11 protein-coding genes are annotated in these 13,362 nt (G+C 63.7%); 5 read left to right on the forward strand and 6 right to left on the reverse strand.

The features are described from left to right. Positions 1-14: 14 nt before the first annotated feature. Both ACRDT3_RS11790 and ACRDT3_RS11795 read right to left on the reverse strand, forming a co-directional pair. On the reverse strand, positions 15-1,043 hold the full coding sequence (locus ACRDT3_RS11790) for a Gfo/Idh/MocA family protein (RefSeq protein WP_431493156.1): 1,029 nt from the start codon (positions 1,041-1,043) through the stop codon (positions 15-17). 107 nt (positions 1,044-1,150) lie between these two features. Continuing rightward, on the reverse strand, positions 1,151-2,794 hold the full coding sequence (locus ACRDT3_RS11795; protein WP_431493157.1) for an amidohydrolase: 1,644 nt from the start codon (positions 2,792-2,794) through the stop codon (positions 1,151-1,153). Between the two features lie 111 nt (positions 2,795-2,905). Here ACRDT3_RS11795 and ACRDT3_RS11800 point away from each other — a divergent pair, with 111 nt between their 5' ends. The 3 genes from ACRDT3_RS11800 to ACRDT3_RS11810 all read left to right on the forward strand — a co-directional run bounded on the left by ACRDT3_RS11800 (position 2,906) and on the right by ACRDT3_RS11810 (position 6,211). Continuing rightward, positions 2,906-3,571 (forward strand): TetR family transcriptional regulator, encoded by a 666-nt coding sequence (locus tag ACRDT3_RS11800; protein WP_431493158.1) that lies wholly within the window; start codon positions 2,906-2,908, stop codon positions 3,569-3,571. A 345-nt stretch (positions 3,572-3,916) separates the two neighbouring features. Next, positions 3,917-5,278, forward strand: coding sequence for an APC family permease (locus ACRDT3_RS11805; protein WP_431493159.1), 1,362 nt, complete (start codon positions 3,917-3,919; stop codon positions 5,276-5,278). 57 nt (positions 5,279-5,335) lie between these two features. After that, a complete protein-coding gene (locus ACRDT3_RS11810) occupies positions 5,336-6,211 on the forward strand; it encodes an alpha/beta hydrolase family protein (protein ID WP_431493160.1) in 876 nt (291 codons plus the stop codon). Between the two features lie 14 nt (positions 6,212-6,225). Here ACRDT3_RS11810 and ACRDT3_RS11815 read toward each other — a convergent pair whose 3' ends face one another. Both ACRDT3_RS11815 and ACRDT3_RS11820 read right to left on the reverse strand, forming a co-directional pair. After that, the gene (locus ACRDT3_RS11815; RefSeq protein WP_431493161.1) at positions 6,226-7,020 is read right to left on the reverse strand and encodes a carbon-nitrogen hydrolase family protein; all 795 of its coding nucleotides are present in this window, start codon (positions 7,018-7,020) and stop codon (positions 6,226-6,228) included. Between the two features lie 75 nt (positions 7,021-7,095). Continuing rightward, positions 7,096-8,124: an aldo/keto reductase gene (locus tag ACRDT3_RS11820; protein WP_431493162.1), complete on the reverse strand. Its 1,029-nt coding sequence runs from the start codon at positions 8,122-8,124 to the stop codon at positions 7,096-7,098. Between the two features lie 193 nt (positions 8,125-8,317). On the opposite strand from ACRDT3_RS11820, the gene ACRDT3_RS11825 reads away from it, so the two are divergent. After that, complete coding sequence (locus ACRDT3_RS11825) at positions 8,318-8,914, forward strand: TetR family transcriptional regulator (RefSeq protein WP_431493163.1); 597 nt, start codon at positions 8,318-8,320, stop codon at positions 8,912-8,914. A gap of 13 nt (positions 8,915-8,927) precedes the next feature. Here ACRDT3_RS11825 and ACRDT3_RS11830 read toward each other — a convergent pair whose 3' ends face one another. Then, complete coding sequence (locus tag ACRDT3_RS11830; RefSeq protein WP_431493164.1) at positions 8,928-9,173, reverse strand: hypothetical protein; 246 nt, start codon at positions 9,171-9,173, stop codon at positions 8,928-8,930. A 315-nt stretch (positions 9,174-9,488) separates the two neighbouring features. Here ACRDT3_RS11830 and ACRDT3_RS11835 point away from each other — a divergent pair, with 315 nt between their 5' ends. Then, positions 9,489-11,342: an ABC transporter ATP-binding protein gene (locus ACRDT3_RS11835; protein WP_431493165.1), complete on the forward strand. Its 1,854-nt coding sequence runs from the start codon at positions 9,489-9,491 to the stop codon at positions 11,340-11,342. Positions 11,343-11,445: 103 nt separating this feature from the next. Here ACRDT3_RS11835 and ACRDT3_RS11840 read toward each other — a convergent pair whose 3' ends face one another. After that, complete coding sequence (locus ACRDT3_RS11840) at positions 11,446-13,167, reverse strand: 3-ketosteroid-delta-1-dehydrogenase (protein ID WP_431493166.1); 1,722 nt, start codon at positions 13,165-13,167, stop codon at positions 11,446-11,448. Positions 13,168-13,362: the final 195 nt, after the last annotated feature.

The raw sequence follows: 13,362 nt of genomic DNA on the forward strand, positions 1-13,362 counted from the left end.
GGCGGGCAAGGAAACTAGCTGGTGCGCAGCTTTGCCGCGATCTCATCCATGGTCTGCGCAATCGCCAGCGATTCAGCCAGCGGCATGACCGGGGATTCGGGCAGGCCCCCGGCAATGCACTGGGCCACGTGGGCCGCTTCCCAGCCCAAGCCGGCCGTAGGCGAGGTTTCCGCGAACTCGCGGCTGTCGGCGATCTTGCCGTCGGCACTGCGCAGAACCAATCCGGAACCGCAGCAAATCGGGCGCTGGAGCTCCAAAGTTCCCTGCGTGCCGGCAATCCATGCGCCCTGCGGCGAATCGGTTTCGATGCTGCTGAAGACCGTTGCCGTGGAGCCGTCTTCATTGGCAAGGACCGCGGTGAAGGTGGCATCAACCCCGGTCTTGGCCATGCGTCCCGAAGCGTGCAGAAGCTGCTTGGCAGGGGAGACCATGGCGCTGAAGGCGATGGGATAGACGCCGACATCCAGCAGGGCCCCGCCGCCGAGTGCCGGGTCGTAGATGCGCGAGCCGTAGTCGACCTCGAACTTGGCGCCGAAATCAGCCTGGACGGTGATGATCTGCCCCAGGATTCCGGACTTGACGACCTGCGAGACCACATTGCCGATGGGCAGGAATCGCGACCACATGGCTTCCATGGCGAAAACCCCGGCAGTCTTGGCCGCCTCGATGATCCGGGAAGTTTGCCGGGCGTCCAGGCTCATCGGCTTCTCCACCAGGACATGCTTGCCCGCGGCGATCGCCTGGAGTGCCAGTTCCGCGTGGCCGCTGTGCGGGACGGCGATGTAGACCGCATCCACCGCAGGGTCCCCGAGCACCTCGGCATAGGAGCCGCAGGCCCGGGTTCCAGCGTCTCCGTAGGTGCGCGCGAACTGCTCGGAACGGGCCAAGGTGCGCGAGCCGACTGCTGCGAGCCGGCTGGCGGTCAAGTCGTTCAGTGACGCGGCAAACTGCGAGGCGATCCACCCCGGCCCCAGGATGCCCCAATTCAGCGCCGGAGCCGAGGAGGGATGGGGCAGCGTGGATTCGGGCAAGGCTAGTGGCACTGAAGGCTCCGATGGCAGGCAAGGTCAGATGGCTACTTCTACCCTAGGTGGACAATTGCCCCAGTGGAAGAGCTATCCCAGCAGCGCGGCAGCAGGCGCTTGCCCAGCTACCGGCGCGCGCTCGCCGGCTGAGCGTCGGCTGCCCCAAGCCCGGCGCCCAAGTCCACCAGCTTGCCATCGACATAGGTGCCCAGCACCTCCAGGGCGCAAAGCTCCTCGGGGACCGCCGCCAGCGGATCTGCGGCGAAGATCGTCAGGTCCGCAGGCATCCCGGCTTCCAAGCGGCCGCCGGTGGCCCCGGTGCTTTCGTAGACGTTCACGGTGTAGCCTTCCAGGGCTTCGCGAGCCGACAGGCGATGCCGTGGCTGCACGCTGTCGCTGCCGGGCACTTCGGTGCGCCTGCGGGTCTGCGCGTCCGCCATGATCAGCCGCGGGTCGAAGGGAGCGATGGGCCAGTCGGAGCCCAGCGCCAGCACCATGCCGGCATCCTTGACATCACGCAGGCGGTAGGCGAAGCTGGCGCGCTGCTTGCCCAGCCGCCGGGACCAGGCATCCGATCCGTCGGCGCGGACGAAATGCGTGCAATGCGTGGGCTGCATGCTGATGGTGGCCCCGGAAGCCTTGAGCCGGGCGAAATCCTCGTCGTTGAGTTCTTCGAGATGCTCGATCCGGTGGCGCAGTCCATTGCCGGGCAGCGATGCGATGGCGGATATGACGAAGCCGATGCCCTGGTCGCCGATGGCATGGGTCGTGGTTGTCACCCCGGCCTGTGCAAGGGCGCGCAGGTTGGCCACGTAGCTGCCTGGATCCGGGTAGAGGGATTCGGTGGATTCGCCTTCGCTGTCCGGCTCGTAGAGCCATGCGGTGCCGTTGTCCACCGTCCCGTCGATCATCAGCTTGGCGCCGCGCACCTGCCAGCGGCGCCCGCGTTCTCCCTGCAGCGCGATGAGCTGGTCGAGGGTTTCTGCCGGATCGCTGGCCATGATCCACGGGGCGATGCGCAGCTTGATCGGCATTTCGCCGCGCAGTTCCAGGCGCCGGAAGATCTCCAATGAATCGGGGTCGGCCAGATCCAGCATTTCCCCGCCGGTCAGCCCGCTGGCCGCCATATCCCGCAGCAGCCGGTAGACGGCATCCACCTTGTCGTCGATGCCCAGCACCGGCAGGGCCTTTTCGGCTAGCGCCATGGCCGCGAATTCCCGGAGGAAGCCGGTGGGCCGGCCTTCGGGGTCCACCACGACGCTGGAACCGTCGGCGAAGCTCTCGCTGCCGTCGATGCCCGCGCGCTGGAGCATCGCCGAGGAGGCCACGGCTGAATGCGCATCGAAGCAGGTGGCATAGCTGGCCCGCCCCGGGGCGGCCTCGTCGAGGAACTGCCCGCTGGGCTCCGCCGAGCCGAAGACCGCCACGTTCAGGCCATGGCCGAGCACTACTTCTCCGGGGGCGCAGTCCTGCGCATGCGCTGCGATGAGCCGTTTGGCCTCATCGAGTGTCCTGGCATCGCCGAGGAAGACGCCACGGGCCACTGACTGCCCGAAGACCGGATGGATGTGCGCATCGACGAGCCCCGGGGTAATCGCGGCTTCGCCGTAGTCGATGACCGTGGTTCCGTCTGCGATCCAGCCTTGGGCCTGCTCCCTGGTGCCCACATGCGAGATGCGGCCATCGGTGATCCCCAAAGCGCTGGCAGGGTGTTCCTGGGCCAACGTGTGGATGGTCTTGGCATAGAGCACCGTCTGCGGACCGGTCATCGTTCGACTCCTCAAATTAATAGCATTAATTATTTTTGAGTCTAAACGGAGCTGGCCCAGCTGTCCATGGTTGGATGGAAGCGGATTAACCCACGATGCAGGATGGTTCTCATGTCGCAAAGAGTCGCCGGCCGGCCGGCTACGCCGATCCTGACCCAGCAGGGCATTGTCGATGCGGCCTTTGCGCTGCTCGAGGAAGTCGGGCCAGAGGAGTTCTCCATGGGGCGCCTGGCACGCTCCCTGGGCGTGCGCACGCCTGCGCTCTACAACCACGTGGACAACCGCCAGCACCTGGTGAACCTGATGCGCCGCGACATGGTGCGATCCATTGAGCGGAACATGCTGGCTGACTTGCCGTGGACCGAAGCGCTGTTCCATTTCGCGGTGCTCTTCCGCGAAGCGCTGCTCCGGGTTCCCGCGGCAGTGGAGCTGATTGTCGCCACGCCTATTTCCGAGGAATCGGAATCCGGTGTCATCTATGAGGAAATGGGGCGGATTCTGCGCCGGGCCGGCGTGGCCGTGCCGCGCATTCTCATGGTCATGGTGGCGATCGAGTCGCTGATTGTCGGGGCCGCCTTGGATATCGTCGCCCCGGGGGCCCATGTTGCGACCGTTCCTGCAGACGACCGGGGAACTGTCCGCAGCAGCCACGGCGAGGTGATGGAACTGGGCGAGGCCTATGCGCGGCAGGCTCGCACCAGCGTCAGCTACCAATCCTTTGAGTTCGGGCTCCGAGCGATCATTTCCGCGGTCGAGCGGGAAGTCTCCCAGTCCTAGCGCCCCGTTGATATCTGCAGGCCGATGTTTCCCAGAAATTAATAATATAAATTTATTTTAGCCCGCCGGCACTTCCGAAGCGGGATGCTTCCACCACTTGCCGCGATCAACAAGCTCCAAGTCATGCAGTTGATCCGCCTTGCTCATTCGGGTCCCGCGGCCAATATTCGCCCCGGTTCACCTGCCGGAAACATCGCCTTGCAGGCAAGTGCCTCTTGTTATCGGTGAGCTATGTCACTACATTAAGTGAACGATATTCATTATTTGGGGCAGTGAGCACGGATGCCCTGGAACGTCTGACTCGTCATGCAATGGCGATGGGGCAATTGCACAGAAGGAGCCACCATGAAGCAGGTCCAGCAAGGCGTGCGAAGCGCCGCGGAAGCGCCCGCGCAGATGAACAGGGTCCTCGGGCTGCCTAACCTGGTGCTTTTCGGCATGGTGTACATGGTGCCGCTGACCATCTTCAGCACCTACGGCATTGTCACCGAAATTACCGGCGGCCGGCTTCCGGTGGCCTACGCGATCACCTTGGTCGCGATGCTTTTCACGGCACGATCGTACGGCTTGATGTCGCAGGCTTTCCCGGTAGGCGGATCTGCCTACGTTTACACCCAGCGCTCATTCGGGTCGAACATCGGTTTCATGGCCGGCTGGGCGCTCCTGCTGGATTACCTCTTCCTGCCCATGATCAACTACCTGCTCTTGGGGATCTACCTCAATGAGTTCTTCCCGGTGATCCCGCCCTGGGCCTTCATGCTGGCTGGGATGGTGCTGGTGACAGTCCTTAATATCATTGGCATTGTTTCTGTGGCCAGAACGAACATCGTGATCATCGGCTTCCAGTTCCTGTTCATCATCCTGTTCGTCGGCTTCTCCATTGCCTACCTCCGCGGGCAAGCCACCGTTGACCTCTTTGCCCCGTTGCGCGGTTCCGGGGAGGCGGGCGGATTCGCTCCACTGGCCGCGGGCGCTGCGATCCTCTGCCTCTCCTTCCTCGGCTTCGACTCGATCACGACATTCGCCGAGGAAGCCCGCAATCCGAAGCGCGATTTGCCGCGCGCCATCTTGCTGACGACCTTGATCTGCGGCTTCCTGTTCGTGGCCCTGGCCTACCTCTCGCATCTGGTTTACCCGAGCCATGAATTCGCGAATGCGGATTCGGCGTCCATCCAGGTGGTCTTCACGGCGGGCGGCCAATTCCTCTCCATCTTCTTCACCGCCGGATTCATCTGCGGCGCAATGGGATCGGCACTCGTCTCGCAGGCCTCGGTGTCGCGAATCCTCTACAGCATGGGACGCGACGGCGTCCTTCCCCGACGGGTCTTCGGGTACTTGCACCCCCGCTTCAAGACCCCGACGTTCGTAATCATCATCGTTTCCCTCATTTCGCTGACCGCCCTGTTCGCGAGCCTGGAAATGGTCTCCGCGATGATCAGCTTCGGCGCACTTGTCGCCTTCTCGGCAGTGAACCTCGCCGTGATCAAGTACTTCTTCTTGGCCCACCGCCAGCGCGGAATGGCGGCTACCATCAACTACCTGGTGCTGCCGCTGATTGGCCTGGCCCTGACAATCTGGCTATGGACAAGCCTCAGCGCGCTCTCGCTGGTGATCGGCTTGGCCTGGATCGGGCTGGGCCTGGCATATCTCGCCTACGTGACTGGCGGATTCAAGCGCAAAGCGCCGATGCTGGATCTTGCCGAGTAGCATCCGCGGCCGCGAAAACCCGTTTACTGATCAGTAACATCTGGCTAGGATGGCGGTATGCAGACCCAGGGCATCATCAGTGAATCAGTGCGCATACTCGTCACCGCCAAGGACAGCGTCCAGGGGACGGTTTACAGGCCAGCAGGTGAACCGCGAGGGGTGCTGGTGATTCATCCAGCTACCGCAACACCGCAACGCTTCTACGGCGCCTTCGCTGAATTCGCGACCCGATCCGGGATGATTGCCGTTACCTACGACTACCGCGGAACCGGCCTGTCCGGCTCGCCCAAGGAGCAGTATGGAATGCGGATGCGCGACTGGATCCAGCTCGATATCCCTGCTGTCGCGCAATGGGCGGCCGAGAAATTCGCGGACCTTCCGCACTACGCCGTGGGCCATAGTATCGGAGGGCACGGGCTGATCCTGGATTACGGCACCGGAGCGCTTTCGGCAGCTGTCATTGTCTCCAGCCATGTGGCCGCTTCGCGGACCATTTCTCCATGGCAGGAGCGGGCCCGCGTCACCGCAATTCTGAATATCCTGGGCCCCTTGCTGAGCCGGACCATGGGCTATATGCCCGGGCGGAAACTCGGATTGGGCGAGGACATCCCATCAGGGGCCCTGCTGGAGTGGAGCCGCTGGATCAGGAAGCGCAACTACTTCTTCGACGACCCGAGCATGCAGGCACGGCAGCGTGCTGCGCTAACCAGGATCCCCATCCTGGCTGCCGGCGCCAGCGACGACCTGTGGGCCTCGCCGCAGCAGATGGACCAGCTGACGGGGCAGCTGTCCTCGGCACCGGTGGAACGCCGGACCTACGCACCGGATGCTCTCGGGGTGCCAGCCATCGGGCATCACGGGCTGATGCGCCGGGGCATCGGGGAAGCTGCCTGGCCGGAGTTGCTGGACTGGCTGGCAAGCCCGAACCGCTGAGCCAGCCGCCTTGGCTACAGGTCGACCGCGTTGGCCAGCACCGGCAGCTGCTTGCGGGCGGCCTCGATTAGGCCGAGATCCAGATCGACCACCAGCAGCTCGGGCTCCGTGCCGGCCCGGGCAATAATGCGTCCCAGCGGATCCACCACCATCGAGTGCCCGACGCCCAGAGGTGCCGTACCGGTGATCTTGCGTCCAATGCTCTCAGGATCAGCCTGGTCCACTGCCACCACGAACGTCGTCGAGTCCAAGGCGCGGGCCTGCGCAAGGGTGGTCCACTGCTCGGCCTTGCCCTCGCCCTGGCCCCATGAAGCGCTGACGATGTTGACCGTTGCGCCGGCCTTTGCATGGCGGGTGAACAAGCGCGGGAACCGCAGGTCGTAGCACGTGGCCAAGCCGATAGTCGTCCCCTCGTGCTCGAACTGCACCGGAGAGGCTCCGGGCGTCACCGAATCCGACTCGGCATAGCCGAAGGCGTCGTAGAGATGGATCTTGTCGTAGTGGGTATCTACGCCATTGCCGGCGACCAGCAAGGTGTTGCGTACCCGGCCGCCTTCACCAGGGGTGAACATGCCCACGGCAATGGTGATGCCTATATCCCGCGCCTGCTGGCGGATCAGCGTAGCCCAAGGCCCATCCAGGGGTTGCGCGTACTTGGCGAGATCGTGGCCGAAGGAAACCTGCATGGCCTCGGGAAAGACCACCAGCGTGGCGCCGGCTTCTTTTGCCTGGCGTGCATGATCGCGAACTGTTACCAGATTGCGCTGCGGATCAGCGGTGCTCAGAACCTGCGCCAAAGCGATTCTCATGGGATAGTCCTTTCCTGCTGCCAACTGCTGGCTATGCGCTACCTTCATGACTCTACGCAGTAGCGATCAGCGAAGCTACATCCGGGCCATCTGCACCTCTTCACGGCCCTTTGATACCGACATCACGTCCTTCTGGCGCTCACCGTCCACCTGGGCCGCCAAGGCATCCAGCTCCGACATCGATTCCGGGGACAAACGGACACCCAACGCCTCCAGGTTGTCCTCGAAGTGCGCGCTGAAGCGGGTCCCCGGAATCGGGGAGACGGCCACATTGAATGCGCGTGCTTTTTCATAGACCCAAGCCAGTGACGCCTGGGCGGTGGAGACACCCTCGCGCTGGGCCACTTCGGAGATGACTTGGCGCAATGGACGGTTGTGCTCCATGCGGGCCGCTTCGAAGCGCGGGAAGTTATGGCGGATATCGTTGGCCTCAAGCTGCTCCAGGGAATCCACTTCCCCGGTGAAGTACCCGCGACCCAGTGACGCGTAGGTCACCAGGCCCACGCCAAGTTCGCTGGCGGCTGGCAAAAGCCATTTTTCGATGTCCCGGCTGAAAATCGAGTACTCCATCTGGATCGCGGTAATCGGATGCACCTTGTGGGCTCGACGCAGCTCCTCGGAAGTCACCTCGGACAAGCCGATGTGCCTGGCCTTCCCTGCTTCGACTAGCTCCTTGTAGGCGCCGACAGTTTCCTCGATTGGCACCCGGGAATCCACGCGATGGTAGTAGTACAGGTCAACGTGGTCTACGCCGAGGCGCTGCAGGCTCGCATCCATGCATTTCTTGATGAAGGCCGGGTCGCCGTTGGCGCGTGGGTCTCCAGGGTTCTCCGGACGCACGATGCCCGCCTTGGTTGCCAGCGTGACTTCGCTGCGACGGGTTTTCAGCACCTGCGAGAGCAGGGTTTCGTTGTGCCCTTCGCCGTAGATGTTGGCGGTATCCAGGAACGTGACGCCGCGATCAATGACATGGTTCAGGGTGCGCAGGGATTCGGCGTCGTCGGCCGATCCGTAGGGGCCGCTCAGGGACATGCAGCCAAAACCCTGGGAGGTGGCTTCCAGCCCCTGGCCGAGGTCGATACTGCTTGCGATCTGCTGTGCCATGGTGGTCCTTCGAGTAGTCAGATTCTCTATTCCTGAGCCTAGCGAAGCTAGATTCGCCAGGCATCATGTTCCGTGATTTATTGAGTTCCGTGAACCGCAGCTGAAACGACACACCATAGCTAAAGTGCCAATGATCTGTATAAAGAGACTGCGTCTCACTTTTGCCGATTGATCTCAGAGTAAAATTCTTGCCATGGGCAGCGTGGTTCGCGATCGAGTGCGCGAAAAGATGAAAGTCGAGTTGGCGGAACAGGTCTATGCCGTGGTCGCCGAACGCGGCATGGAGAACGTCACCGCGCAGCAGGCAGCCCAAGCGGTCGGTATTTCCCGTGCCACTTTCTTCCGGTACTTCTCGTCGAAAGAGGACGCGGTAGTAACTGCGTTGCGATCCATGACCGCGCACTTCTCCGACATGGTCAGCTCCCTGGCTTCGCATCCGGGCGAGAGCTTGCTGGAGCTTTTGCGCCGCAGCTTCGAATCGGCAGTAGTATTCGCTGAGCAGGATCCGGCGACGATGAGGGGCCGCATTGAACTGGTCAGGAGCACCCCTGCGCTCCGGGCCAGCTGGCAGGAATCCCGACGTGAGCAGCAGGTAGCGCTGGCCCAGGCGCTCTCGCCCTTCTGCGCGAACCCGCGGCTGGCTGAAACCGCCGCGTTGCTGGGCCTGTCCCTTTATGACCATGCGCTGGCCCGTTGGGTTGGGACGGCTGGCAGCACGCTTCGTGAGATCCTCGACGAGGCTTTCGACTTCGCTGCCATGATCGATGACAACTGGGCGGTAAAAGGCTAGGAACCGCCCCGGGCTACGGCAAGCGAAGCACCTTGAGCGCGGTGGCCAGGTACGGTTCTGGGTTCGGATCAGCAGATTGCGCCCAGCGGATCCACGCAGCAAAAGTCACGGTGCCGAATGCCAATGCCAGATAGGGCGCCGCTTGCGCGCTGACCCCGCCATCTGAGAAATGCCGCAGCACCCGGTCGTTGTCCTTGCCGATCCGCATCGACGCTTGGGCCAGGAGCTCGGGCTGGTCCGCGAGATCGAGGTCGGGCAAGGCGTCATGGTCAATGTCGCTTCGGATACCAGTTGGAGTGCCATCTAGCCAATAGGTGAAAGGCGTCCGGTAGCACCCGCATGCAAGGAGTGCTGCCGGATCCTCCGTCTTGAGAACATGAATGCAAGGAATGAACCCAGGGCGGCAACTGTTCATTGAAGTGTTGCCCGCTTTTGCGTCTCAAGCAATTGCGGTATTCCCAGGCCTCCGGCAGACGTAAGCTGAGCCTACGTAGAAACCGTGGGCGGCTTGTTGGGATCATGATCAAGGTGGAACCCGCCGTTTCCCCTCAAGCAAGATGGAGAGCACTTACTTATGAGCATGGAAAGCGCCGCCTGGCATTCGCTATGGAAGCTGTCAGGAGACAAGGGCAAGGCCTACGCTCCAACCACGCCTAAGCGAGTGCTGAAGTTTGCCGCCAGCTACAAGTCCCGCCTGCTGATATTCGTACTTTTCTCTATTCTGGCTGCAGTTCTCGCGGTGATTACCCCGGTGCTCGCTGGACGGGTGGTCGACGAAATCGTCGCGCAATCCGGGATGCGCACCATCGTCAACTTGGCGCTGATCATGGCGGTGATCGCGATCCTGGACTCCGTGGTTTCGGTGGTAGTTCGCTGGTTTTCCTCGCGGCTAGGCGAGGGAATCATCTACGACTTGCGCACCGCGGTTTTCGACCATGTGCAGAAAATGCCGGTGGCCTTCTTCTCGCGCACCAGAACCGGTGCGCTGGTCAGCCGCTTGAACAATGATGTCATCGGCGCGCAATCCGCCTTCGCGGGAACCCTTTCCGGGCTGGTCTCCAATACCGTGGCGCTGGTGCTCACCGCTGCGGTCATGTTCACCACCTCGTGGCAGGTCACGCTGATCGCGCTGGTCCTGCTGCCGATCTTCCTGCTGCCCGCCCGCCATTTCGGCAAGTCCGTGGCCTTGCTGCGCCGTGAATCCGCGGACCTGAACGCAACCATGGGCAACCAGATGACCGAGCGCTTCTCCGCCCCCGGCGCCACCTTGATCAAGCTTTTCGGCCGCCCCAAGGACGAATCCGAGCAGTTCGCGCTGCGTGCCGGCAAGGTGCGGGATATCGGCGTCAAGATGGCCATGCGCCAGTTCTACTTCGTCGCCGCGCTGACCCTGGTTGCGGCCCTGGCCCTCGCCCTGGTCTACGGCCTGGGCGGCATGTACGCGGTGCGCGGCGATTTGGCCGCCGGCGACGTGGTGGTCCTGGGCATGCTGCTCACCCGCCTCTACACGCCGCTGACCGCCCTGGCCAACGCGCGCGTGGAAATCACCAGCGCGCTGGTCAGCTTCGACCGCGTCTTCGAGGTGCTGGACTTGGAACCGCTGATTGCCGATGCCCCGAACGCCCACCGGCTTCAGGCCGGCGCGGTGCCGGTGCGATTCAACCACGTGAACTTCTCCTACCCGAGCGCAGACAAGGTCTCGCTGGCCTCGCTGGAAGAAGTAGCCATCCTGGACACCCGCGGCGGCGAAGAGGTCCTGCACGATATCGACTTCGAGATCCCTGCGGGCCAAACCTACGCGCTGGTCGGCTCCTCGGGTGCGGGCAAGTCCACCATCGCCTCGCTGCTGGCGCGCCTGTACGACGTGGATTCGGGCAGCGTTGAACTAGCCGGCGAGGATATCCGCCAGCTCAAGCTCGATTCGCTGCGCTCAACGGTGTCCATGGTGACCCAGGACGGGCACCTCTTCCACGAGAGCATCCGCTCGAACCTGGCCCTGGCCCGGCCGGAAGCGACCGAAGAGCAGATCTGGGAGGCGCTGGAGCGCGCCCGGCTGAAGCCGGTGATCGCGTCCCTGCCCGATGGCCTGGATACCGTGGTGGGCGAGCGGGGCTACCGGCTTTCCGGTGGCGAACGCCAGCGCATGACCATTGCCCGACTGCTGCTGGCAGCACCCCAGGTGGTCATCCTGGATGAGGCGACGGCGGCCCTGGACTCGTCGAATGAAGCCGCGGTGCAGGCGGCGCTGGGCGAGGCGCTGGCAGACCGCACGGCGCTGATCATAGCCCACAGGCTGTCGACCATCCGCTCGGCGGACCAGATCCTGGTCGTGGAGGGCGGGCGCATCGTCGAGCGCGGAACCCACAGCGAGCTGCTGGCCCTCGGCGGACGCTATAGCGAGCTGCACGAAACCCAGTTCGCGCAGTAGCACGCCTGGCGCTGCGCGCCCTGTGAACGCCTATCGCCTGCCCGGGGCCGGGCACTGAGCTCCTGGCCTTGGCCGGCGCGGCCGGTCCCGGAACCGTCGAAAGCTAAGCGCTGGCGACCAGTTCGCGCGCCTTCTGCGCGGCATGGGTGGCGATGATGGTGCCGAAGACCAGCCCCTGCCCAATGGTGGCCCCGGCGCCTGGGTAGACATTGCCGAAGATGTTCGCGGCGGTATTGCCCTGGGCATAGAGTCCCTGGATGACCTCGCCGGATGTGTCCAGTGCGCGGCCATGGGCATCGGTCATCACGCCGCCGCAGGTACCCAGATCCGAGAGCACGATCTTCACGGCGTAGTAGGTCTTGCCCTCCAGCGCGCGCAGGTTCGGATTCGGGTTCTGGGTCGGATCGCCGTAGTAGCGGTCGTAGGCGGACTCGCCGCGGCGGAACTGGTCGTCGATGCCGGTTCCGGCGCCCTCGTTGAACGCCTCCAGGGTCTGTTCCAGAACCTGCACGGGAACAGCGATCTTGCCCGCGAGCTTGCTGATTGACGACGACTTGTGGGCCACCCCGGCCTTGTACCAGGACTCGGGAAGGGCCATGCGCGGGTAGCACTGTCCGGCGAAGATGTAGCTGTCGCGGTAGGCCTGGTCGAAGATGAGCCACATCGATCCAACCGGGTCGCCGTCCGCCTCGCGGCGAAGGATCTCCTGGCCGAAGCTCATGTAGTCGGTGGACTCGTTGATGAAGCGGCGTCCGGACTGGTCCACCATGAACGATCCGGGCAGCGAACGCTCGGCGAGCAGGATCTTGGGCGAGGATCCGGGCTTGAGCGGGGCAACGGCCGGGAACCACCAGGACTGCTGCATGCTCGCCAGCTGGGCGTTGTGCTGCTGCGCCAATGCAATGGCGTCGCCGTAGTTGCCCTTGGCGCCCAGGCTAAGGTCCTCGACCAGCGACGGGCTCTGGTGCTGCTGGCGCATCGCCATATTGTGGTCGTAGCCGCCCGCGGCCAGCACCACGCCGTACTTGGCGCGCACGCTCACCCGTTCGCCGCCCTGTTCCAGGACCGCTCCGGTGACCGCCGAATCGCTGAATTCGAGATCCACCAGCTTCGCTTCGGTCCAGACCGGAATGCCTGCATCCAGCGCCCCGGCATACATGCCTCCAGCGATGGCCTGGCCTCCGGCGCTGTAGTTACGGCCGATCAACAGCCCTCCGGCACCCTGGATGAGGCGCTTGACGATTCGCGGGAAGGCCTTGTGCGGGGCCTTGGCAATGAGGTTCATCCACTTGTAGTCCGCCCCGGTCACTGGCATCGGCATGGGGGCGGACATGGTGGCTGGCTGGAAGCGAACCAGCTGGTCGCCGAGCTTGTTCAAGTCGAAGGGGCGCGACTCGACCGAGCGGCCCGCAGCGCTGCCGCCTGGCAATTCGGGATGGTAGTCGGAGTAGCCCTTGGACCAGAAGAAGCTCAGCCGGGTCATGCGTTCGAGCATCTTGACGGTCTCGTCACCGGACTCCAGGAAGGCCTTCCAGCGCTCGGCCGGGCCGGATCCTTCCACGACGGATGCGATGTACTTTTCGCCGCGCTCCAGGGAATCGACGGCGCCGTCGCGCTTGAGCACCGTATTGGCGGGAATCCAGAAGGCTCCGCCCGAGCGGGCAGTAGAGCCGCCCACGTATTCGGTTTTCTCGGCCACGGCAACGTTGAGGCCGAGTTCCTTGGCGGCCAGCGCGGTGGCCAGCCCGGTGCCGGATCCGATGACCAGCAGGTCAACTTCACGCTGATCGATGGTGACGGGTGCAAGAACGGTTTTCGATGCCATGTCGGACTCCTCTGCGCGGTGCCGGGCCTCAGCCCTTTCGCCAGCCCACGCTAGCCGAGCCGCTGGTAGTGCGGGAGGCGCAGTCCCGCTGGCAGGGACACGTTGGATCCACGGTGCCGGACTTCGTGACTCCAGCATGGCCAGCAGGGTAGAGGCGCAGGCGGACTGGGAATCACGCCGGTTCTGGTTCCTCAT

This window comes from Glutamicibacter sp. (assembly GCF_050701915.1).
Lineage (GTDB): Bacteria > Actinomycetota > Actinomycetes > Actinomycetales > Micrococcaceae > Glutamicibacter.